Below are 21,489 nucleotides of genomic sequence, written 5' to 3'. Positions count from 1 at the left end.
GGTTCATGTGGAGTAGAGCGTCTCCAGGTTGTCGTGGAGCTGGTGGGCCAGCGGCGGTGCGGCGTAGGTGTCGGTCATGACCTCGATGCAGCAGCCGGTGCCGGCCTTGTCCGCGGCGTCCATGGCCTGGTCGAGTTCGGCGAGGGTGGACACCCGGGCGGTGAACCAGTCGTCGCAGCCGAGGGCCTTCGGCAGTTCGGAGTACCGCCAGTTGGCCAGGTCGTTGTAGGCGACGTCCGGGTGCTTGCAGAGCATGCGCTCGATCAGGTAGCCGTGGTTGTTCAGGACGAACACCACCGGCCGCAGGCCGTACCGGCCGAACTGGCTGATCTCCTGCGCGGTGAGCTGGTGGGAGCCCTCGCCGGTGATCAGCACGACACGCCGGGAGCCCGCGGCGGCGACGGCCGCGCCGACCGCCGCGGGGGTGGCCCAGCCGATGGAGCCCCACAGGGTCTGGTTCTGGAACGTGGCGCCGCGGGGCAGCCGGGCGAAGGCCAGGCCCATCGAGACGGTCCCGGTCTCCGCGACGAGGATGTCGTCGGGCCTGAGGAAGCTCTCCCAACGGGGATACAGGTTCTCCGCGGTGATCGCGTCGCCGGCCTTGCCGCCCGCCGGGGTCATACGGCTCACCTCGGACGTCGGGCGCGGCCACTGCCTGCGGGGCAGCGCGCGGGCCAGAGCGCCGAGGAGGTCCTTCATCTCCACACTCTGGTAGGTCATGCCGTCGACACTGACGTGGTGGTGGCAGATGCTGATGGTGCGGCCGGGGTCGAGGTGGGCGGTGAACGCCCCGGAGTTGAAGTCGTGCATCAGCGCGCCGATCAGCACGACGACGTCCGCGTCCTCGACGAAGCGGCGGACGCTCTCGTTCATGAGCTTGCCGTCGTACATGCCGGCGTACGCGCTCTGGTCCTCGTCCAGGACGCCCTTGTCGGCCATCATCGTGGCGAAGGGCAGTCCGGTGGCGTCCAGGAACCCCTGGAGATCCGCGCCGAGGCCGGAGCGTTCGGTGAGGATGCCCGGCAGGGCGCAGGCGCTGTCCGCCTGGCCGAGCATGTCGGACACAGCCCGGACGGCCGCCTCCAGTTGCGCCGGGTCGCTGGCGGACGCGGGGATGGGGTGCGCCTCGCCGACCACGGGCATCTCCGCGAGGTCGGCGGGGAAGGCCATGTAGACCGGACGCCGGTGGTGGAGCGCCGCCGCGATCAGGCGCTCGGTCTCGGCCGCGGCGTTCTGCGGCGTCATGATGGCGCTCGCGCACACCACGGGCTCGGACATCTTCCGGAAGAGGTCGAACTCGCCGTTGCCCAGGGTGTGGTGGACGAGCGAGTGGTGCGCCTGGACGGGCATCTTGGGCATCCCGACCAGGTGGAAGAGCGGGAGGTGCTCGGTGTAGGCGCCGGCGATGCCGTTGATGGCGCTGAGCTCGCCGACGCCGTAGGTGGTGCAGACCGCGCCGATGCCGTGGATCCGGGCGTACCCGTCGGCGCTGTAGGCGGCGTTGAGCTCGTTGCAGCTGCCGATCCACTCGATGCCCGGATGCTGGGCGATGGCGTCGTTGACGGGGAACGCGTAGTCGCCGGGGACGCCGAAGACATGACGCACGCCGATGTCGTGCAGCCGGTTCAGGACGTGCTGGATCACGGTGGTGGGCATGGGGAGGTCTCTTTCCTTCTGGCGCCGCCGCCCCGGGGACCGTGACCGACGGCGGCGGGGAGCCCGCGTCGCGGCCCGGCAGGCGGATCGTCACGGAGAGTCGCTTATGGTGACATATAAGGACATACCTCGCACCATTCTCCCGGCTCCCGGGGGACCCGCAACCGGGAGAGCGGCGCGGCGGCGCGGCGGCGGCCCGGTGCGGGACCGCGCCGAACGGACCGCGCGGTCCTATGCTGGCCCCATCCGGAAGGGGGAGAGCGCCATGCGCGACACGGACCCCGGGCTCTTCGGGCCCGCATCGGTCACCTGGCAGATGCACGGGGACCCCATGATGTGGGTCGCCGGAGTCAGGGCACTGTATCTGCAGGCACTCCACCCCCGGGCCGTGCGGGGCGTCACGCAGAACTCCGACTTCCGGAAGGACGCCTGGGGCCGGCTGCTGAGGACCGCGGACTTCGTCGGCACCATCACCTACGGGACGACCCTGGAGGCCGAGCGGGCCGGCGCGCGCGTGCGCGGCATCCACCGCAGGCTCAGCGGGCGGGACCCGGACAGCGGCGCCCGGTTCGGGGTCGACGACCCGGAACTGCTGCTGTGGGTGCACTGCGCCGAGATCGACTCCTATCTGTCCGTCGCCCGTGGCTCCGGCTACCGGCTGAGCGACGCGCAGGCCGACGCCTACGTCGACGAACAGCGCCAGGCGGCGCGCCTGGTGGGCCTGGACCCGGCGGGCGTGCCGGCCGACACCGCCGAGCTGTCCGCGTACTTCGAGAAGATCCGGCCCCGACTGGCCCTCACGCCCGAGGCCCTGGAAGTCCACGCCTTCCTGCGCAGGCCCCCCGTGCCGGCGGCGCTGCTGCCCGTGCGCGAGGCCCTGTGGGGGCAGGCGGCCGCCCTGGCGTACGCCGCGCTGCCGCCCTTCGCCCACGAACTGTACGGGCGGCCCGCGCCGTCGGTGCCGGTGACGCTGCGGCGCCTGCGCGCCACGGGACGCGTACTGCGGGCGGTCCCGTCGTACCTGCGCTGGCAGTTGCCGCCCGGCCACATCCTCAAGGCGGTCGGCCGGCTGGGCCCCGGGACGCATCCCTCGGCGTACCGGCTGCGCGAGCGGGCACGCTCCGGGAGCTGACCGGCCCCACGGCGATACGCCCTGCGGCGATATGCCCATCGGCTGCCCTCACGGCCATACTGGGGGAGGGGAGAGTCGGGGAACGACGGGGGCGGCGCGCGGCATGAAGGCGGTACACGAAGGCGACACCGTGCTGCAGGGACGGTACCGGCTGCTGGAACGCATCGGCCGCGGCGGCATGGGCGAGGTCTGGCGGGCGGAGGACGAGGCGCTGGGGCGGGAGGTCGCCGTCAAGTGCCTGAAGCAGCTCAGCCCGGCGATGGACCCGTCGATGGGCCGGGTGCTGCAGGAGCGGTTCCGCCGCGAGGCCCGGGTCGCCGCGGCGCTGCCGCACCGCGGGATCACCGTCGTGCACGACTTCGGCGAGTACGAGGGCGTGCTCTTCCTCGTCATGGAGCTGCTGGAGGGGCGGGATCTGCGCCGGCTGCTCGAGGACAACGGCGGCGAGCCGCTGCCCCTGCCGGACATCACCGACATCGCCCTGCAGATCGCCGACGCCCTCGCGTACACGCACGCCCGGGGCATCGTGCACCGCGACCTGAAGCCGGCGAACGTCGTCCGGCTCACCGACGGCGCCGTCAAGATCTGCGACTTCGGCATCGCGCGGCTGGGCCACGACATCGGGTTCACCTCCCGGCTGACCGGGACCGGCGTCGCCATGGGCACCCCGCACTACATGTCGCCGGAGCAGATCGGCGCCGACGAGTCCATCGACCACCGCAGCGACCTGTACTCGCTCGGCTGCGTGCTCTACGAACTGGCCACCGGCGCACCCCCGTTCGACCTCGACGACGCCTGGGCCGTACTGGTCGGCCACCGCGACACGGCGCCCGTGCCGCCGCGCGAGCACCGCCGCGACCTCCCCGCCGGGCTGGACCGGCTCATCCTCGACCTGCTCGCCAAGGAGCCCGGGAACCGGCCGCAGAGCGCGGCGGACGTGGCGGGGCGCCTGGCGCCGCTGCGGGACGCTCCCGCTCCTGTGCCCGTCGCCGTCACGGAGGCCCGGGCGGAACTTCCCCCGTGGGCGCGGCAGGTCGGGTTGCGGCCGGGCCCGCGCGTCCCGCGGGCGGCGGCGGACCGGCCGCCGGCGAGCGCTGCCGAGGCGCTGCGCACCTACGAGGACGTCGCCGCCGCGCGCGCCGGCAGCCTCGGCCCGGACCACCCCGACACGCTGGCCGCGCTCCAGGAGGCGGCGTACACCCTCGGCCGGCTCGGCCGCCACACCGAGGCGCACGCCGCGTACACCACCGTGCTGGCCGCCCGCGAACGGCGGCAGGGCGCCGACCACCCCGACACGCTGCACTGCCGGCACAACCTCGCCGTCACGCTGGGCCGCCTGGGCCGCACCGCCGACGCCCACACTCTGGCGGCCGAGGTCGCCGCCTCCCGCGCCCGCGTACTGGGCCCGGACCACCCCGACACGCTCACCACGTGCGGCGAGACCGCGCATCTGCTCGACCTGCTGGGCCGTTGGTCGGAGGCCCGCCTGGAGTACGACCGCATCGCCGCCACGCGCGCCCGCGCGCTCGGCCCGGAGCACCCCGAGACCCTGGCCGCGCGGCACGAACTGGGCGCCTGCCTCGGCCGGATGGGCATGTACGCCGAGGCGTGCGCGCTCTACACCGACCTGGCGGGGATCCGCGCCCGGGTCGGCGGCCCGGACCACCCCGAGACCCTGCGCGCCCGGTACGGCCTCGGCCTCAACCTGGGCCGCCTCGGGCGCTGGCAGGACGCGCTGACCGAGGCCCGCGCGGTCGCGGAAGCCCGTGCGCGGGTGCTGGGCGCCGACCACCGGGACACCCTCGTCAGTCGCCGCGAGGCCGCCGTCGCACTCGGCTGGCTCGGGCGGTGGGAGGAGGCCCTGGCCCTGCACGGCGAGGTCGCGGCGGCGCGTGAACGCGTCCTGGGCTCCGCCCACCCCGATACCCAGGCCAGCCGCGCCGACGAGCAGCAGTGCCGCGAGCGGCTCGACCGCCCCGCACGAGCGGCAAGCCGAGGCCGCGGCCGGCCGGGTCGGCTGACTGTCCGTCAGAAGGCTGCCTCTTTGCGCGTGTCCGGGGCCGGTGTGCTGCGTGGTCGGGCGGGGGCGTGTGGGCGTCGACGCCCGTCGTGCGGCGGCCGCGAACGCGACGGGGAGCGAGTCCCCCGCCCGGGGCGGTCCGGGTCCTCCTCGCACGGCCCTCGGTCGCGGCCGCGGGGCGCGTCATTGGTGCCCCTGCATCCGTCCGGCGCCGGCGCGTGAACGTCCTTGGCGCAGGCCGGCCGCGTCGACGAGGAGCCGTGCCGGGAGCGGCTCGACCGCCCCCGCGCGGGCAGCCTCAGGGGCCGCACCCCACTCCTCGTGGGCCGGCGTCGAGCACCACGGGCGAGGTGGAGGAAGACGCCCTGCAGTGCACTGCCGAGCGCGGTCGCGTGGCGGGGCGACCGGCCGGATTGGCTGACTGTTCGTCAGAAAGCTGCCTCCTTGCGCCTGTCCGAGTCCGGCGCGCCGCGCGGTCGGCAGGGGCACCCGGCGCGGCGACGCCCGCAGTGCTGTGGCGGTGCGCACGCTCCGGCGAGCGGGTCCCCACGGAGCAAGGCCCCGGGCCGCCGTACGCACGGAGGGGCCCGGAGCCGCGTCCTGGCCGGGACGCGGTCCGGGCCTCGACGGCAGCCGCGGGGGGCGTCGTCGGCGCCATCGGTTCCCCCCGCCGCGCCGCGAGCCCCGGCGACCTGACCGGGCGGTCGCCGGAGCGCCTCGCGGGGCGGGGGCGCCTACTGTGGGGGTGGGTGGAGGGAGGCGCGTCCGATGATCCGACCCGTGACCGTGGGCCTGGACAGGTCGCCGGAGAGCCGTGCGGCGGTGCGCTGGGCGGCGTGCGAGGCGGTGCGCCGGAACGTGCCGCTGCGGGTGGTGCATGCGGGCGGCCATCCGTACGGGGACGGGATGCTGCGCGAGGCCGCGGAGGAGCTGGCGGCCACCCACCCCGGGCTGACGGTGACCACGGACGTGGCGGACGCACCGCCCGCGGAGCTGCTGGTGGCGGAGGCCGGGCGGAGCGAGCTGCTGGCGCTGGGTTCGCAGGGGCTGAGCGGGCTGTCCGGCTACGTGGTGGGGACGGTCGGCCAGGCCACCCTGGCGCGGGCGACCCGCCCCGTCGTCGTGGTCCGCGACGGCGGTGCCCCCGAGGTGCTGGACCCCCGGCCGGTGGTGCTGGGACTGGCCCTGCGGCAGGGCGCCGCCGACGTGACGGCCTTCGCCGTGGAGGCCGCGCAGCGCGGGGGCACGCCGCTGCGGGCGGTCCACACCTGGTCGTACCCGCCGATCTACCGGTACGCCCCCGCGGCGATGGACCCGGCCTGCGGCGCGGAGATCGCGGCGGGTGAGAAGCACGCCGTGGCGGCCGCGATGGAGCCCTGGCGGGAGAAGGCGCCGGGCGTGGAGATCACGGAGGAGGTCGTCGCGGGCAACGCCGCGCAGGCCCTCGTCGACGCCGCCGCGGGCGCGAGCCTGCTGGTCGTCGGCCGCCGCAGCCACCAGCCTGCCTGCCTCGGGCCGACCGCGCACGCCGCGCTGCACCACGCGCCCTGCCCGGTGGCCGTGGTCCCGTACGAATGACGCCCGCGGGCCCGGGGTAGCGTCGGGCGCGTGGACGATCTCCGTACGGCACACGTGAACGGCGTCCGGCTGGCCTACCGCACCTGGGGCGAGCCCGGGGCCCCGCCCCTGGTCCTGCTGCACGGGCGCGGGTCGGACGGCGCGGACTGGGCGCCGGTCGTGCCCGGGCTGGCACGGACCCACCGGGTGTACGCGCCCGACCTGCGCGGGCACGGCGGCAGCGAGTGGCCCGGGGAGTACGCCTTCGAGGCGATGCGTGACGACGTCGCCGCGCTCCTCGACTCGCTCGGCCCCGGACCGGTGGCCCTGGCCGGGCACTCCATGGGCGCCGTCGTGGCCTACCTGCTGGCCGCCGCCCACCCGGAGCGGCTGACGGCGCTCGTCCTGGAGGAACCCGTGCCGCCGGACCCCGCGGTGCCGCCGCGGGCGGTGCCCACCGGCCCGGAGGGCGGGGAGACCTTCGACTGGCGGGTCGTCGCGGCCGTCAACCGGTGGATCAACGCGCCCGATCCCGGCTGGTGGGACCTGCTGGGCGGCATCGCCTGCCGCACGCTCGTGATCGCCGGCGGCCCGGGCAGTCATGTCTCCCAGGACGGGATCGGGCGGATCGCCGCGCGCATCCCCGGCGCGCGGCTGGTGGCGACCGGTGCAGGGCACCTGGTCCACGAGACCGACCCGGAGCGCTTCCTCGCCGAGGTCAGTCCGTTCCTGGCGGGTTCTCGCCGCCCCTGACCGGCAGGCCCGCGGCCCGCCAGGCCTGGAAGCCGCCTTCGAGGTCGGTGGCGCGCGGCAGCCCGATGTCGTGGAGGGAGGCGGCCGCGAGGCTGGAGGTGTAGCCCTCGGAGCAGGCCACGATCCAGCGCACCTCGTGCCCGGTCGCCTCGGGGATGCGTGCGTCGCTGAGCGGGTCGAGCCGCCACTCCAGCACATTGCGCTCGATGACCAGCGCCTCCGCGAACTCGCCCTCCCGGGCCCGCTGCGCGGCCGGCCGGATGTCGACGAGCAGCGCCTCGCCGGCGGCGAGTTCGGCCGCCGCCTCCCGGGGCCCGATCCTGCGCAGGCGCTCCCGGGCGCGGGCGAGCATCCGGTCGATGCCGGAGGGGACAGGGGTTTCTTCGGGCCCGGTCATCGGACGGCCTCCCGGAGGACTGCGGACGGGGTCGGGAGCGGTGCGGGCACGACCGCCGGTTCCGGCGCGTCGGTCAGCACCGTACGGGTACGGCGCAGCGAGCCGGTGTCGTCGACCGCGTAGTAGGCCATCGCCGTCAGCGGCGGCGAGTAGGCGTGCACGCTCACCGCGGGCGCCGCGGACGCGTTGACGACGTCGTGCACATGCCCGAGGGGGAAGCCCGCGCCGCGTCCCGCCGCCAGTTCGCGGCCGGTGATCCGGCCACGGCCCTCGCGGTCGTACGTCCAGCGGTGCTCGGTCAGCACACCGCTGACCACGGTGAGCGCGCCGAGCGACCCCGCATGGTCGTGGAGTTCGGTGGAGGTGTCGCGCGGCCAGGTGATCAGCCAGACGTCGACGTACGGGTCCTGGTGCAGCCGCGTGTACCAGCGGCCGTCCAGCAGGTGGACGGGCTGGTGCGCGCCGTCCTCGACGGCTTGCGCGTAGCCGCGCACAAGGGCGCGCAACTGGGGGAGGACGAGCGGCGTGGGACCGCTCGCCCTGTCGTGCAGGGCCATGGGAATCGCTCCGGAGCAGTGGTCGCCCGACGCCCCGCACGCGGCGGGAAGGTGTCGCGGGGGTCGGTGTGGACGGGGCGGACGTCAGCCCCGGCGACAGCTCTGGTCGAAATGGTGCGCACGACGGCCCGGCCACAGCGGCCCCAGGTTCCAGATGTTCGTGCGCATGAGCCCATGAAACCACAGGACGCGCCCCGCGTCGCGCCCCTTGCCGCACTCGTCACAGGGGCACGACGCGACCGGCGATCGTGCGCGCGCAGTCGATGGACTCCGTGTGTGTCGTGTCCACTTCGAGGTCGTAGATCACTCCGCGGTGCACCAGGCCGGCCTGCGCGACGGCCATCCCCGGCACGCGGTCGCCGCGCGCGGTCTCGCGCCCCGCGGCCACCTCCGGTGCGCAGCGGACCCCGACCCACAGGACGTCCAGTCCGTCCAGCGCCCGCCGCCAGCGGTCCTGCGACGACGCGCCACCGAGGAACACCTCGTCCACGACCACCCGGGCCCCCGCCCGTGCCATCTCGCCGATGCCCCGCGCCCATGCCTCGTCCAGCGCCCGGAACCCCGGTCCGATCGTGACCTCGCCGTCCGTGCCGAAGGCGATGCCGAGGCCGGAGTCCGAGGCGCGCAGCGCCGCCGGCATTCCCTCGATCAGGGTGTCGACGCCGAAGGTGAGCCAGGTGTCCGGCAGGAGCAGCGCCTGAAGGCAGCGCGCGATGCCGGACTTGCCGGAACTGGAGCCGCCGTTGAGCACGATCACGCGGGGAGCCATGGAGTCAGGCTAGGCGCCGCCGGCCGCGGGCGGCACCTCAATTGCCGCCCGGCGTCCGGCGGGAGAGCCGGCGCAGCCGTTCGGCCTCCTCCGGCCGCAGGTTGGGGTCGCCGAGCCTCGCGGCGACCGCCTCGGCCAGGCGCGGCGCCGGGTCCACCGCACAGTCCCGGAGGAATCCGCGCAGCAGCACCCGGACCCCGGCGCGCTGCATCCCGCCGAGCACGACCCCGCGCAGCACGGCCACGGTCAGCGCCGCGTCGGCGGCCGGATCGCCGGCCGCGGCGCTCCGCCAGTCGATGACCACCGGCCCACCGGGCGTGAGGACCACGTTCTCGGGGTGCAGGTCGAGATGGAGGACGCGGTCCTCGCCCGCACGTCCGGTGGGGAAGCGCCGCGGCAGCCGGCCGGGGGGCGGGACGCGGTGCAGCGCGGCCTGCAGGCGGCCGAGCGTGCGCCCGTGTGCATAGGCGCGCCACGGGTGGCGCCCGAGGTCCTGCGCCATGGTGGGGCCGGTGAGCCGGTCCATGACCATGTCGGCGCCGCTCACGTCGTGGACGCGCGGCACGGGGCAGCCCTGCTCGGCCAGGTACGCCATGAGGCGCGCCTCCTCGCGCGCCGGTCCGCCGTCCCGGTAGCGGCGCAGCACCCGGGAGGCGTCCAGGGCGAAGACGTCCGCGTCCCGGCCGCGGCCGATCAGTTCCACAGCGCGGCGGCGAGCTCCGCGGCGGTGGCGACCTTCCCGAAGCGCGGCAGGTCCTGGGTGACGGCGGCGCTGTGCTCCTCGGCGGTCAGCGCGGCCATCGCGTCCTCGGCGAAGTGGAGTTCGTAGTCGTGGTCGGAGGCGGCCCGCGCGGTGGACTCCACGCCCATGTTGGTCGCGATGCCGCACAGCACCAGGGTGTCGATGCCCTGCCCGCGCAGCAGTTCGTCCAGGCCGGTGCGGTGGAACGCGCCGACCGAGCGCTTGACCACCACGGTGTCGCCGTCCTCGGCGAGGCCCGCCACCAGGTCGCTGCCGGGCGGCTGCTCGTCGACGCCGGGGCGTTCGACCCGTACGAGGAAGACCGGTGCCCCCGCCTTGCGGAACGCGGCGGCCAGCGCCGAGGACGCGGCGACGACCTCCTGCCCGGAGTACGGGGCCAACGGCAGCCCCACGATGCGGTCCATCAGGTCGATCACGACAAGTGCCGTGCGCTGCGGGTCGAGACGCGTCATGGGCACACCCTAGGCACCAGTGCCGCGACCTGACCCGGTGAACCGGAAATCGGCTGGCGGAGGCACGTATTCCGTGGTGACGGGCCCGCGGCCCGGGCGGCGTACGCCCATCCGCGCGCGGGGTGGAGGGACGGGTTCCACGCCACGCGCGGGGCGGCGGAGCCCCTCCCCGGCGCGGGCGACCCGTCGGATCAGGCCACCCCGGAGGGTGACGCGGGCATGAACCCGTACCGGGGCCGGGCAGGTTCTCCCATGACCTGTCCGGGCCCCGGCACCCTCGCTAGGCTGGCCCGGACGACGCAGTCGGGAGGAGCACGGACGTGGCCGAGAGCACGATCGGATCGCCGTTGTCGGGTGGTACGAAGCCGCAGCTGGATCTGGCGAAAGCCGAGTGGCAGTCGAGCAGCCAGGGGACGGGCGATGTCCAGATCGCCTTCGTCGAGGGCTACATCGCGATGCGGGACGGCCGCAACCCCGAGGGGCCGTCCCTGGTCTTCACGCCCGCGGAGTGGCGCGCCTTCGTCCTCGGCGCCCGTGACGGCGAGTTCGACCTGACCTGACGGTCCCGCGGCGCACGCGCCGCGCCCGTACGCCCCCCGGGGATCCGCTCCGGACCCCCGCATGCGCACACCACCGTCCGGGCCGGCGCGCCGCGGGCCCGGACGGTGCGCCGTTCTTGACGGACCGTCATGTCGATGGATACGCTCACAACGTGGCGTTCTTTCCGAACTGCCGCCGTGCGACGCGCACTTGGGTGTCGCGTCATGCCGCCCGCCCGCCCGCACGCTCCCGGACGGAGCCGATCGCGGCGCGAACGTTTGCGAACAGGCAGCACCAGTTCGCATGTATCCACTCACCCAGCGTCCCCGTGGGCGTACGCTGAGACGTCACCGGACAGGCGTCCGGACGTCAGCGGCGCGCTCCGGCGCGCGCCGGGCCAGGGCCATCAGGGCCAGGGGGTGCACACATGACTCAGCGCACGCCGAAGTCCCGGCGGCCACTGCTGGAACGCGAAGCGGAACTTGTGGCCGTCGACGAGGCGCTGGCCGAACTCACCGGGATCAGGGCCGGCGCCGACGAGCCGGGGCGGCAGCACGCCGGCCCGCGCCGCGGCGGGCTGCTCGCCTTCGCCGCCCCCGCCGGACTCGGCAAGACCACCCTGCTCACCGAGACCCGCCGCCGGGCCTCCGAGCTCGGCTGCACCGTGCTCTTCGCGCGCGGCGGCGACCAGGAGCAGGGCGTCGCCTTCCACGTCGCCCGCCAGCTGCTGCAGCCCCAGCTCGCCGGCGCCGGCGAGCCGGAACTCCGCAGCACCCTGGGCAGTTGGTACGGCATCGTCGGCCCCGCGCTCGGCCTGTGCACCGCCGAGGGCGGCGCGACCCCCGACCCCCAGGGCATCGGCGACGGACTCGACTGGGTCCTCACCCACATAGCGGTGCGGCGCGCCCCCGTGGTCCTCGTCCTGGACGACGCCCATTGGGCCGACCCCGAGTCCCTGCGCTGGCTGGCCTCCTTCGCGCCCCGCGCCGAGGAACTCCCCATGCTCGTCGTCGTCGCCTACCGGCCCGACGAACTGCCCGCCACCGCCGAGGCGTTCCGCGGTCTGCCGGACCGCTCCGGGAGCCGTCCGATCGGCCTGGAGCCGCTGAGCGCCGCGGCCATCGGGCAGTTGGTGCGGGCCACCGTCGGCGACCACGCCGACGACGCGTTCTGCCGCGAGTGCTGGGCCGTCACCGCCGGCAACCCCTTCGAGGCCGTGGAGCTCACCGCCAAGGTCGTCGACCGGCGGCTGAACCCGGAGGAGTCCAGCGCCCACCTGCTGCGCGACCTGGCCGCCGCCGCCAAGGGCAGCGGGCTCATCTCCCGGCTGGAACGGCTCGGCGCCTCCACCGTGCGCATGGCCTGGGCCGCCGCCGTCCTGGGAACGTCCATCTCCCCGGCGATCGCCGCCGGCGTGGCCGGCCTCGGCGGCGAGGAGGCCGCCGACGCGGCGGACCGGCTGCGCAAGGCCCGCATCCTCACCGGCGGCGACACCCTGGAGTTCGTCCACCCGCTGATCGCCACCGCCGTCTACCGGGCGATCCCCGACGCGATCCGCGTCGCCCTGCACGGGCAGGCCGCGTGGGCGGTCGTCGACGCCGGCCTCGGGCCCTCCGCCGCCGCACGGCACCTGCTGGAGACCCACCCCGAGGGCGACCCCTGGGTCGTCGCGCAGCTCCGCCAGGCCGCCCGCGACACCACGCGCGCCGGTGCCCCGGACGCCGCCCGCCGCTACCTGGCCCGCGCCCTGCGGGAACCCCCTGCCTACGACGACCGGGCCGCGGTCCTCTTCGAACTCGGCTGCTCCTCCCTGCTGAGCGAGCCCGCCACCACCGTCAACCACCTCCGCGCGGCGCTGGAGGAGCCCATCGCCGACGCCGGGCTGCGCGACGCGATCATCTACCGGCTCTCCCAGGCCCTCGCCCACTCCGACCGGCTGGGCGAGGCCGCCGACACCGTCGGGCAGGCCGCCCGCACGGCCGGCAACGCCCGGACCCGCCTGCGCATGCAGGAAGAGCAGTTCATGTGGGACGCCTTCCGCAGCGACGAGCAGGACTCGCCCGCGCGCTCCCGCCGGCTGGCCCGCCTCGCTGACCGGCTCACCGGACGCGACCTCACCGAGCGGTACATCATCGGCCTGCGCGCCTGGGACGCCACCTTGCGCGGCGAGCCCGCCGAGACCGCCCTCGCCCATTCCGACCGCGCGCTGACCGGCAGCCTGCCCTGGGCCAGCGAGGACTTCGGGTTCGAGGTCCCCGTCCTGGTCGCGATGACCTACATGTACGCCGACCGGCCGGGCCGGGCGGAGGAACTCTTCGCCGTCGGCATCGGCGACTACGAGCGCCAGGGCTGGCGCGGCGCCCACCTCGCCTTCGGCTACTCCCTGCTGGGCTACGTCCGCTACCGCCGCGGACGCCTCGCGGAGGCCGAGGACTTCGCCCGCGACGGCCTGCGCCTGGCCGACCGCGTCGGCCGGGGCACTCCCGTGCTCTGGTACAGCGTCGCCATCCTCATCACGATCCTGGTGGCCCGCGGCCGGGTGACGGAGGCCACCGCCCTCGCGGCGGAGTACGAGTTCGGCGAGCCGTTCCCGGCGGCCGTCACCTTCCCCGACGCCCAGACCGTTTACGGCGAGCTGCTGCTCGCCCGCGGCCTGGTCAGGGACGCCATCACCCAGCTGAGCACCGTCGGCCGGCGCCTCGACCCGCGCGGCATGCGCAATCCCGCGTGGAGCCCCTGGCAACTGCACCTCGCCGTGGCCGAGGCCCACGACACCCCCGACCGGGCCCGCGCCACCGCCGCCGAAGCCGTCGAACGCGCCCGCCAGTACGGCACCGCCTCCGCCATCGGCCAAGCGCTGCGGGTGGCCGCCGAGGTCGCGCCCCAGCCCGAACGGCTCAAGCTGCTCCACGAGGCCGTCAGCCATCTGGAGCGTTCCCCCGCCGGCTACGAACTGGCCAGGGCCCTGGTCGACCACGGCGCCGCCCTGCGCCGCGAGGCCCACCTCCAGGAGGCGGCCGAGCAGCTGTACCGCGGACTGGAGACGGCCGTCCACTGCGGCGCCGACGCCCTCGCCGAGCGCGCCCGCGACGAACTGGCCGCCGCCGGGCTGCGACCGCGCCGGCTGCGCGCCACGGAGACCGACGCCCTGACCGCGCAGGAACGGGCGGCCGCCGCCCACGCCGCCCGCGGCATGGACGAGGACGGCGTCGCGGCGGCACTCGGTGTCGACGGCGAGACCGTCACCCGCCTGCTCTCCGCGGTGTACCGCAAGATCGGCACCGACCTGGCGGGCCTGCCGCGGGCCTTGTCGGTGTAGGTCGGCGGCCCCGGGCACGTACGGGGCCCGGTGACCGTACGATGGGCGCATGTCGTTCCTCCGCCGCCGCAGTGCCGCAACGCCCACAGGGCCGGAATTCGACGTCCTGGCCATGGACCCGGGCGACTGGCCGGGCGAACTGGGCGCCGGGCTGCTGCCCGGGGAGGACGGCACCTGCCAGGGCATCTTCCTGCGCTACGACCTGTTCGGCGGCCGCGGTCCCGCCATGCTGATCGGCAACCTCCCCGAGGGCTCGCCGGCCCGCGACCTCGAAGAGGGCCAGCCTCCCTTCGAGGTGGCCCAGCTGCTCGACGCGCTCGGCAACGAGGAGCCGGTCGAGGTCGTCGGGACCGAGGACACCCCGGTCATGCACGGCGACAATCTGCTGATCGTCCGCAGGATCAAGCTCTCCGAGGGGCGCGTGTCCTGCACCCAGTTCGACCGCAGCGACGGTGTGCTCGTCACCATCGCCACCTGGGACCGGCCGATCACCGACGACCTCTACCAGCTGCTCAAGCCCCTGCCGGCGGAGATGTTCCAGCAGGGCTGAGCCCCGCCTCGGACGGCAGCACGGTCACGTCCTCGGCCTTCACATAGGCCACCCGGTGGCCGAACTGGATCTCGTAGAAGAGCTGTCGGCCGCGCACCACGACGTGCTGCGCGATGTCGAAGGTCGTCGTACGGAAGAACTCGCCGCGCGTCGTCCCGCCGACCACGTACCGCTGCCCCGCGAGGAGTGTGTACGGCAGCGGTGAGTCGGGTTGCACCGGCACGCCTGCCGGATAGGCGGCGGCCTCCGGATAGGCACGTCCGTACACCGGGACCTCGGTGCGCCCGGCCTTCGGGGTGATCACCCAGCCGCGGCCGTCGAAGGCGGTCGGCTCGGTGCGCGGGTTGCGGAACCACGCCTCCTGCCCCAGGTACCAGATCGCCGTCCAGTCGCCGCGGCGCCCGGCGACGGCGTACTGCTGGCCGGTGGACGCCCGGGCGCCGGTGTCGTTGACCCCGGTCGTGGTGTCGCCGGCCGGGTGCAGGCCGATGTCCTTCACCAAGGGGGCGTCCTCGCGCGGCTCGGTGTACAGCCGCACGGCCTCGGAGCCGCGGACGGGGCACGCGCCGCCCGCGGTCGCGCAGCCGGTGTAGGCCGGGCGGTTGGTGTCGTAGTCGGGGGCGATCGTCACCAGGCCGCCCGTGGGGCCCGCGGTGGCGTGGAACGGTGCGCCGATCAGCCAGAAGTAGTGCGCCCAGTCCCAGTACGGACCGGGGTCGGTGTGCATCCCGGCGACGGAGCCGGCCGTGGCGCCGGGGACGTTGTCGTGCCCGAGGATGTGCTGCCGGTCCAGGGGGATGTCGTAGCGGTGCGCGAGATACCGCACGAGGCGGGCCGACGCCCGGTACATCGCCTCGGTGTACCAGGTGCCGGGCTCGGTCAGGAAGCCCTCGTGCTCGATGCCGATCGACTTGGCGTTGACGTACCAGTTGCCGGCGTGCCAGCCGACGTCCTTGGTCCGCACGTGCTGGGCGATGCGGCCGTCCGCCGAGCGGACGGTGTAGTGCCAGGCCAGGTAGTCGGGCTTGCGCACCAGTTGGAGCGAGGTGTCCCAGGTGGCCTCGGTGTCGTGGACGACGATGTAGTCGATCGACTGGTCGTGGGGGCGGTCGGCGAGGTCGTGGTTGCCGTAGTTCTTGTCGCCGTACTCGGTGTAGGGCGCGGGCAGCCATGTGCACGCCACCGTCAGCGGGCACTCGGCGCCGTCCCGGTCGACGTCGTGCCCTGCGGGCGTGTGGACCTGGGCGCCGTCCGGGGCGAGTCCGGGGTGCGCCTCCAGGGCCATCCGCTGGCCGTCGTCGGTCGTGCGCCGGGCACCGTCCCGGATCAGCTCGAAGACCTCGTCGGCGAAGGCCGCCGCGGACGGGGTGTCGTCGGTGCCCACGTAGCGGGCGATCGCCCCGTACCACTGTGCGGGGTCCCGACTCAGCGGCGCGCCCAGGGACTTCTGTGCCTGGGCGAGCAGGGCCGCGCCGCCCTCGACATTGGCCGCGGCGCGTTCGCGCAGATCGGCGGCGCGCAGGCCGGTGAGCCGGGCCGCGCGGTCGAGCGTGGTGAGCGCCGCGGGCAGCGGACGCGTCGCCGGGGCCGGCAGGCCGACGTCGTGGAGCGGTCGCTGCTCGTCGCCGCGCGGGTCCTCCCCGCCGTCACCTCGCCGAGGGAGGCCGGCGAGTGCTGTGCGGGCGTCGGTCAGGTGCATGGGCCCGTAGCCCGCGCTGACGCTGGGCAGCCCCTGATGGCTGTCCCAGCGCGACTCCAGGTAGGAGACGCCCAGGAGCACGCTCTCGGGCACGTGGTAGCGCTCGGCCGCCGTCGCGAAGGCCTGTTGCAGCGGGGACCGTGCCTCCGCGGGTGCCGCCCTTGCGGCGGGCGCGGGGGAGAGCGCCGACAATGCCGACACCAAGGCGCCCACGGTGACACGCGCCGTAGCCGCGGTGACGGCCTTCCGGTGCCGGCGTCTCGCGGGGTGGGGGGTGACTCCTCGCACTGAAGCCTCCTGTGTGACGCACGGAGCGGATCGGGAACCACAGCGGTGTCCCGCGTCCGATCATCCGTCAACTACCGGAGGAGAAGTGCGTTTGTGCATGTCAGCGCCCGTGTCGACGTCCTCGCTGACACGGGCGCCGTGGCCTGCGGTGCGCCGGCGGAGTGGTCCGCCGCTGCCCGTTCGGTCCCGGCTGACGGGCCGTGTGCCCCCGTCCCGCGATGGCACACAGCCACCGGGCGGGGGCGGAACGGCCCCGAACCGCCCCGCAGATCACCTCGTACCGACGGCGGCCCGTACGGCCCTCCGGGCGAGCCCGGCGTCGTCGTGCAGCCGGCGCAGCAGCAGCCGCTGCTCCTCACCGGCCTCCGCCGCGCCCGGACCGGCCGGGACGGTGCTGCGCATGGTGCGCTGCATGGCGGTCTCGTAGGTGCGGATCTCGCGCGTGATCACCAGCATGAGATTCACCAGGAACGCGTCACGCGCGATCGGTCCCGCGGCCTGCGCCATCTGGCTGATCTGACGCCGGGTCATCGGGTCGTCGCCCAGTATCATCCACAGCACCGCGAGGTCGTAGCCGGGCAGGTACCAGCCCGCGTGCTCCCAGTCGACCAGCACCGGGCCCGCCGGGGAGAGCAGCACGTTCGACAGCAGCGCGTCGCCGTGGTTGAACTGCCCCTGGACGTGGGCCAGGCCGTGCAGCATCTTCTGCAGGTCGCCCATGTCGCGGTCGGTGAGCAGCCCCAGCTCGTGGTAGCGGGACAGCCGGGCCGCGTAGTCGACGGGGGCGTCGAAGACACCGGCCGGCGGCCGCCACATGTTGAGGCGGGAGATCGCGCCGAGCGCCATCCGCACGTCGGCGCGCGGGGGCGCCTCGGAGGGGTGCCGCTGGAGGGCGGCGACGCGTCCGGGCATGCGCTCCAGGACCAGCGTGCAGCTCTCGGGGTCGGCGGCGATCAGCCGGGGCACCCGGACCGGCGGGCGGTGCCGCACGAACGCCCGGTACGCGGCGATCTCGTGCCGGTACCGCTCCACCCAGCCGGGGGAGTGGTCGAGCAGGCACTTGGCCACGGCGGGCGCCCGCCCGGAGGTGCCCACGAGCAGCACCGAGCGGCTGCTGCGGCGCAGCATCTGGACGGGGGTGAACTCAGGGGCGATGCGCTGCACAGAGGCGATGGCCGAGCGCAGCTGCGCGCCCTGTGGGCCGGTCAAGTCGAGCCTCCCGCTGAGCGGATGGGAGACACCGCCCGGGGCGCCCCGTCGGGGGGCGGGAAGCACGGGTCGCGGACGTACGGCGGTCCCTGTCCCGGCGAACCCCGGGAACTGAGTCGGCCGGGGCGGTGCGGACACGGAGGACGATGCTGAATACATGAGGGGGAGACAGATCCCTTCGTGTGCCAACGAGCTCTTGACGAGGTGGTGGGCCGGCGCGTGGGGCGGATCGGTTCCGGGCCGGGGCCGTTCCCGCATCCTGGGGAATGCGGGTCCGGGCCGGCGGTCCGTTCCTTCCACGCGCCGTGCCCCCTCGCGGACAAGTACGCACCGGCATCTCAAGGTGTTCAACGCTGATCGGCGTTTTTCGAAAGATGCTCGATTGCGACCGTTCGCGAGCCGGCGGGTGCCGGGCCGGGTGGCGCGTTCTTACTTGACCACTGATTGCGGGTGGCAGACCATCTGGCGAACCCTGGCGAACCCTGGCGAATGCTCGCGGCGGCCGTGACCGGCCATTAGTGTCAAGAGTGCCGAGGAACCTGGGGGCTTGAATGGACAAGGAAGCCAACACACGGCTCGCGGACCTGTTCGCACTCACCGGATGGTCCAAAGGGGAGCTCGCGCGATTGGTCAACCGGCAGGCGGCGGCCATGGGCCACCCGCAGCTGGCGACCGACACATCGCGCGTGCGCCGTTGGATCGAGACCGGGGAATCCCCGCGCGAACCCGTCCCGAGCGTGCTGGCCGCACTGTTCACCGAGCGCCTCGGCCGTGTCGTAACCATCGAGGATCTCGGGTTCGGCCGGCACCGGCGTACGGGAAAGAAGGAGTCCGTCAGCGCCGACGGACTGCCCTGGCCACCGGAGCGAACAGCCGCGGTCCTCACCGAATTCACGGGAATGGACCTCATGCTCAACCGACGCGGTCTGGTGGGCGCGGGCGCCGCGCTCGCCGCGGGCTCCGCAATCAGCAACGCCATGTACGACTGGCTCCACACCGATCCGGCGCCCGGCGCCGGAGCACGGACCAGCGGTGACCCCTTCGCCGCCGACGCCGCCTCCTACGACCGGTACGAGGCGGCCCCCATCGGCTCCCAGGAGATCGAGGCGCTGGAGCGCTCGGTCGAGGTGTTCCGCGCCTGGGACGCGGCCCGCGGCGGCGGGCTGCAGCGCAAGGCGGTCGTGGGCCAGCTCAACGAGGTGGGCGGCATGCTCGCCTACCACCACCCCACGCACCTCACACGCCGCTTGTGGGGCGTGGCCGCCAACCTGGCGGTGCTGGCCGGGTGGATGTCGCACGACGTGGGCCTGGAGCCCACCGCCCAGAAGTACTTCGTGATCGCGGCGCACGCCGCCCGCGAGGGGGGCGACCGGCCGCGGGCCGGCGAGGCGCTGTCCCGTGCCGCCCGGCAGATGGTGCACCTGGGCCGTCCCGACGACGCGCTGGACCTGATGAAGCTGGCGCAGTCGGGCTCGGGGGAGCAGACCCTGCCCCGCACCCGCGCCATGCTCTGCACCATCGAGGCCTGGGCGCAGGCGTCCATGGGCCGGGGCCAGGCGATGCGCCGCACCCTCGGCGAGGCGGAGGACCTGTTCGCCTCCGACCGGGGCGACGTCCCGCCGCCCAGCTGGATGCAGATGTTCGACGAGGCCGACCTGCACGGCATGCAGGCGCTCGCGTACCGCACGCTCGCCGAGTACGAGCCGCTCGCGGCCCGGCAGGCGCAGCTGCACGCGGGCCGGGCACTGGAGTTGCGCGGCAAGGGCCGGGAGCGCTCCAACATCTTCGACTACATCTCGCTCGCCTCGGCCTGCTTCATCGCCGACGACCCGGAGCAGGCGGACCGTTACGCACGGCTCGCACTGCTCACCATCCAGCAGAACTCCTCGGTGCGCACCTGGGACCGGCTGCGGGAGATGTACCGGCTCACGGCGCGCTACGCCGACTTCACCAAGATCCAGGATCTGCGCGAGGAGATCGAGAACTCACTGCCCACCCCGAAGCGCCGTGGCACCGCCATCTGATCAGGCCGTGCCGCCCGCACCGTCCGACCGGGTGCCCCGCACCGGGACCAGCCGACTCGACGCCGAACGAGCCGGCTCTCCCGAGCGCTTCGGACATCCCTGAGGAACGGGCCGCAGGGCCATGTGAGGTGGAAGCGGTGACGCATACCGTGACCGTCCGCTGCCGCACGGCCGCGTCGGTCAGTGGAACTTGGCGATGAGCACGCAGGCGTCGTCCTCGCGCTCGGGGGCGCCGAGTTCCTCCACCACGATCCGCACGCACTCCTGAGGAGTACGGGCCCGGGCGAACCTCGGGCCGAGCTCCAGCAGCCGGCGCACCCCGACGGGGACGTCCGTGGCCGACCCGCGACCCGGGCGGCGCGGCGTGAGCCCGTCGGTGTGCAGCACCAGCACATCGCCGGGCATCACCCGCAGGCTCGCCTGGCCGTACTGCGCGCCCGCGGTGGCGCCGAGGAGCACACCCTCCGGCGCCTCCAACTGCCGCCCCGTCCCGTCGCGGAAGAGCAACGGGGCGGGGTGGCCCGCCTGCGACCACAGCAGGCTGCGGTCGGCGGGGTCGTAGCGGCAGCACAGCGCGCTGCCCAGGGCGGGCTGGGCGGAGCTGTCCAGCATCTGGTTGAGCCACCCCATCAGCGGGCCGGGCTCCAGGCCGGCCACGGCCATGCCGCGCAGCGCACCGAGCAGCATCGCCATACCGGACGTCGCGGACACCCCGTGCCCGGTGAGATCGCCGACGGTCAGCAGCGCGGAGCCGTTGGGCAGTTGCAGCGCGTCGTACCAGTCGCCGCCGATGAGGGCGCTGGTCGCGGAGGGCAGATAGTGCGCGGCCAGGTCGACCGCGGGCGGGCCGCCGTCCTGCGGGAACCGCAGGGAGCCGCGCCACGGCGGCAGCACGGCCTCTTGAAGCTCGACCGCCAGCCGGTGCTCGGTCCGCGCGATCTGCCGCTCGCGCTGCAGCGAGTCACGGGTCTCCCGCAGCGTCCGCTGGCTGCGGCGCAGTTCACTGACGTCGCGGAGCACCGCCCACATCGAGGCGGTGGCGCCGGCGGCGTCGAGCACCGGCTCGCCCACCATGTGCACGGTGCGCACCGCGCCGTCCGGGCGGACGATGCGGAACTCGCAGTCGATCGGCCGGGCGTCCACCAGGCAGCCGGTGACGGCGGCGCTGAGGACCGCCTGGTCCTCGGCGAAGAGGAAGGTGGGCAGCTCGTCCAGGGTGAGCGGACCTTCGTGCCGCCCGCGCCCGAAGATGCGGTACAGCTCCTCGGACCACTCGACACCGTCCGTGACCAGATCCCACTCCGCGCTGCCGGCCCGGCCGAGGGCCTGCACGGCGGCGCGCCCGGGAGCGGGGACGGAGAGGAAGGTCTCGGGTGGCGCGGCGGCCGCGGCGCCGGGCTCCGTGCCGGGTCCGGCCGCGGCGTCGGAGCCGGATTCGGGGAACCCCTCGCGGAGCTGGCCGAGGTGCTCGCCGAGGTCGTCCAGCTGGTGGACGGCCAGGTCGCACAGCGCGCGCTGCCAGCGCTGACGCGGGTCCTCCGTGTCGTCGGCCGCGTCGCGGCGCACCGCGTCGACCTTGCCACGCAACTGACGTGCCTGGGAGATGAGCGCGTCCACGGCACCGGGCTCCGGTTGCGTGGTGGCACGATCCTCATGCAGATGGGGCGGCATGACGCTCTCCGAACATGTCTCCGATGCGGACGCCGGCCGAACTGGGGCCGTACGGATGGTCCGGTCACGACTGTTGCACAAGGCGTGAGGGCCCGTAAGGGTTTCGGCGATACCCGATCCGGTGGTGCTTCCG

The 21,489-nt window shown here is 74.5% G+C and carries 17 protein-coding genes; 8 read left to right on the top strand and 9 right to left on the bottom strand.

The genetic code is table 11. The features are described 5' to 3' along the window. Positions 1-3 precede the first annotated feature (3 nt). Complete coding sequence (locus ACIP64_RS32460) at positions 4-1,656, bottom strand: alpha-keto acid decarboxylase family protein (protein WP_401593771.1); 1,653 nt, start codon at positions 1,654-1,656, stop codon at positions 4-6. A 265-nt stretch (positions 1,657-1,921) separates the two neighbouring features. Between ACIP64_RS32460 and ACIP64_RS32455 the strand changes: the two genes are divergently transcribed. From ACIP64_RS32455 to ACIP64_RS32440, 4 genes are all read left to right on the top strand, one after another. Continuing rightward, positions 1,922-2,788, top strand: coding sequence for an oxygenase MpaB family protein (locus ACIP64_RS32455; RefSeq protein WP_401593768.1), 867 nt, complete (start codon positions 1,922-1,924; stop codon positions 2,786-2,788). A gap of 103 nt (positions 2,789-2,891) precedes the next feature. Continuing rightward, positions 2,892-5,030 carry a tetratricopeptide repeat protein gene (locus ACIP64_RS32450; RefSeq protein WP_401593766.1) on the top strand — a complete coding sequence of 713 codons (2,139 nt, stop codon included), beginning with the start codon at positions 2,892-2,894 and terminating at the stop codon, positions 5,028-5,030. Positions 5,031-5,576: 546 nt separating this feature from the next. Further along, positions 5,577-6,386: a universal stress protein gene (locus ACIP64_RS32445; RefSeq protein WP_401593763.1), complete on the top strand. Its 810-nt coding sequence runs from the start codon at positions 5,577-5,579 to the stop codon at positions 6,384-6,386. 30 nt (positions 6,387-6,416) lie between these two features. Then, positions 6,417-7,118 (top strand): alpha/beta fold hydrolase, encoded by a 702-nt coding sequence (locus ACIP64_RS32440; protein ID WP_401593760.1) that lies wholly within the window; start codon positions 6,417-6,419, stop codon positions 7,116-7,118. On the opposite strand, the gene ACIP64_RS32435 is transcribed toward ACIP64_RS32440, so the two are convergent. From ACIP64_RS32435 to ACIP64_RS32415, 5 genes are all read right to left on the bottom strand, one after another. Beyond that, entirely contained in the window at positions 7,084-7,515 is a 432-nt protein-coding gene (locus tag ACIP64_RS32435; RefSeq protein WP_401593757.1) for a rhodanese-like domain-containing protein, read from the bottom strand. The genes ACIP64_RS32440 and ACIP64_RS32435 overlap by 35 nt on opposite strands. Continuing rightward, the gene (locus ACIP64_RS32430) at positions 7,512-8,072 is read right to left on the bottom strand and encodes a cysteine dioxygenase (protein WP_401593755.1); all 561 of its coding nucleotides are present in this window, start codon (positions 8,070-8,072) and stop codon (positions 7,512-7,514) included. Before ACIP64_RS32430 ends, ACIP64_RS32435 begins: the two co-directional genes overlap by 4 nt. Positions 8,073-8,292: 220 nt before the next feature. Continuing rightward, complete coding sequence (cpt, locus tag ACIP64_RS32425; protein WP_401593752.1) at positions 8,293-8,841, bottom strand: chloramphenicol phosphotransferase CPT; 549 nt, start codon at positions 8,839-8,841, stop codon at positions 8,293-8,295. A 37-nt stretch (positions 8,842-8,878) separates the two neighbouring features. Further along, a complete protein-coding gene (locus tag ACIP64_RS32420) occupies positions 8,879-9,544 on the bottom strand; it encodes a phosphotransferase (RefSeq protein ID WP_401593750.1) in 666 nt (221 codons plus the stop codon). Next, a complete protein-coding gene (locus ACIP64_RS32415) occupies positions 9,535-10,056 on the bottom strand; it encodes an isochorismatase family protein (protein WP_401593747.1) in 522 nt (173 codons plus the stop codon). The genes ACIP64_RS32420 and ACIP64_RS32415 overlap by 10 nt, the downstream gene beginning before the upstream one ends. Positions 10,057-10,376: 320 nt before the next feature. Here ACIP64_RS32415 and ACIP64_RS32410 point away from each other — a divergent pair, with 320 nt between their 5' ends. From ACIP64_RS32410 to ACIP64_RS32400, 3 genes are all read left to right on the top strand, one after another. Then, positions 10,377-10,616: a DUF397 domain-containing protein gene (locus tag ACIP64_RS32410; protein WP_401593744.1), complete on the top strand. Its 240-nt coding sequence runs from the start codon at positions 10,377-10,379 to the stop codon at positions 10,614-10,616. Between the two features lie 407 nt (positions 10,617-11,023). Further along, entirely contained in the window at positions 11,024-13,915 is a 2,892-nt protein-coding gene (locus tag ACIP64_RS32405; protein WP_401593742.1) for an ATP-binding protein, read from the top strand. A 49-nt stretch (positions 13,916-13,964) separates the two neighbouring features. Beyond that, on the top strand, positions 13,965-14,465 hold the full coding sequence (locus ACIP64_RS32400) for a hypothetical protein (protein ID WP_401593739.1): 501 nt from the start codon (positions 13,965-13,967) through the stop codon (positions 14,463-14,465). On the opposite strand, the gene ACIP64_RS32395 is transcribed toward ACIP64_RS32400, so the two are convergent. Then, positions 14,428-16,452 carry an N-acetylmuramoyl-L-alanine amidase gene (locus tag ACIP64_RS32395; protein WP_401593736.1) on the bottom strand — a complete coding sequence of 675 codons (2,025 nt, stop codon included), beginning with the start codon at positions 16,450-16,452 and terminating at the stop codon, positions 14,428-14,430. The genes ACIP64_RS32400 and ACIP64_RS32395 overlap by 38 nt on opposite strands. A gap of 270 nt (positions 16,453-16,722) precedes the next feature. Then, a complete protein-coding gene (locus ACIP64_RS32390) occupies positions 16,723-17,820 on the bottom strand; it encodes an aminoglycoside phosphotransferase family protein (RefSeq protein WP_401593734.1) in 1,098 nt (365 codons plus the stop codon). A gap of 392 nt (positions 17,821-18,212) precedes the next feature. Between ACIP64_RS32390 and ACIP64_RS32385 the strand changes: the two genes are divergently transcribed. Further along, positions 18,213-19,685 carry a hypothetical protein gene (locus ACIP64_RS32385; protein WP_401593731.1) on the top strand — a complete coding sequence of 491 codons (1,473 nt, stop codon included), beginning with the start codon at positions 18,213-18,215 and terminating at the stop codon, positions 19,683-19,685. Positions 19,686-19,865: 180 nt separating this feature from the next. On the opposite strand, the gene ACIP64_RS32380 is transcribed toward ACIP64_RS32385, so the two are convergent. Continuing rightward, positions 19,866-21,356: a PP2C family protein-serine/threonine phosphatase gene (locus ACIP64_RS32380; RefSeq protein WP_401593729.1), complete on the bottom strand. Its 1,491-nt coding sequence runs from the start codon at positions 21,354-21,356 to the stop codon at positions 19,866-19,868. Positions 21,357-21,489 lie beyond the last annotated feature (133 nt).

Source organism: Streptomyces sp. NPDC088733, assembly GCF_044751185.1.
Taxonomy (GTDB): Bacteria; Actinomycetota; Actinomycetes; order Streptomycetales; family Streptomycetaceae; genus Actinacidiphila.
This window is presented reverse-complemented; position numbering and strand designations above follow the sequence as displayed.

Excerpts from the sequence above, each read along its gene's own strand:
- ACIP64_RS32460 (WP_401593771.1), bottom strand. The coding sequence starts at position 1,656 with ATGCCCACCACCGTGATCCAGCACGTCCTGAACCGGCTGCACGACATC.
- ACIP64_RS32455 (WP_401593768.1), top strand. The coding sequence starts at position 1,922 with ATGCGCGACACGGACCCCGGGCTCTTCGGGCCCGCATCGGTCACCTGG.
- ACIP64_RS32450 (WP_401593766.1), top strand. The coding sequence starts at position 2,892 with ATGAAGGCGGTACACGAAGGCGACACCGTGCTGCAGGGACGGTACCGG.
- ACIP64_RS32445 (WP_401593763.1), top strand. The coding sequence starts at position 5,577 with ATGATCCGACCCGTGACCGTGGGCCTGGACAGGTCGCCGGAGAGCCGT.
- ACIP64_RS32435 (WP_401593757.1), bottom strand. The coding sequence starts at position 7,515 with ATGACCGGGCCCGAAGAAACCCCTGTCCCCTCCGGCATCGACCGGATG.
- ACIP64_RS32430 (WP_401593755.1), bottom strand. The coding sequence starts at position 8,072 with ATGGCCCTGCACGACAGGGCGAGCGGTCCCACGCCGCTCGTCCTCCCC.
- cpt (WP_401593752.1), bottom strand. The coding sequence starts at position 8,841 with ATGGCTCCCCGCGTGATCGTGCTCAACGGCGGCTCCAGTTCCGGCAAG.
- ACIP64_RS32415 (WP_401593747.1), bottom strand. The coding sequence starts at position 10,056 with ATGACGCGTCTCGACCCGCAGCGCACGGCACTTGTCGTGATCGACCTG.
- ACIP64_RS32405 (WP_401593742.1), top strand. The coding sequence starts at position 11,024 with ATGACTCAGCGCACGCCGAAGTCCCGGCGGCCACTGCTGGAACGCGAA.
- ACIP64_RS32400 (WP_401593739.1), top strand. The coding sequence starts at position 13,965 with ATGTCGTTCCTCCGCCGCCGCAGTGCCGCAACGCCCACAGGGCCGGAA.
- ACIP64_RS32390 (WP_401593734.1), bottom strand. The coding sequence starts at position 17,820 with ATGTATTCAGCATCGTCCTCCGTGTCCGCACCGCCCCGGCCGACTCAG.
- ACIP64_RS32385 (WP_401593731.1), top strand. The coding sequence starts at position 18,213 with ATGGACAAGGAAGCCAACACACGGCTCGCGGACCTGTTCGCACTCACC.
- ACIP64_RS32380 (WP_401593729.1), bottom strand. The coding sequence starts at position 21,356 with ATGCCGCCCCATCTGCATGAGGATCGTGCCACCACGCAACCGGAGCCC.